Raw genomic sequence first — 311 nt, forward strand, 5'->3', positions numbered from 1 at the left:
CGCAAGCCTGTGCTGAAGCGAACGTCTACTTAATTTCACCATTTGTTGGGCGAATTTTAGATTGGTACAAGAAGCAAACGGGCAAAACATCCTACCCAGCCGATCAAGATCCGGGCGTTATTTCAGTGACTAATATCTATAATTACTACAAACAACAGGGTTACCAGACTGTGGTGATGGGTGCTAGCTTCAGAAGTGTGGAAGAAGTCTTAGCATTAGCCGGCTGTGATCGCCTGACTATCAGTCCAGATTTGATGGCAGAACTTCAGAGCAGTGAAGCGCCTATCGAGCAAAAACTAAAAGACAAAAAT

Annotated in this window: 1 protein-coding gene; it reads left to right on the forward strand. The window is 44.4% G+C overall.

What is annotated here, in order from left to right:
* Positions 1-311 (forward strand): transaldolase family protein (locus tag DS885_RS08615; RefSeq protein WP_309472385.1); only part of this gene is annotated, 311 nt, incomplete at both ends.

It is taken from the genome of Psychromonas sp. B3M02 (assembly GCF_003318165.1).
GTDB lineage: Bacteria > Pseudomonadota > Gammaproteobacteria > Enterobacterales > Psychromonadaceae > Psychromonas.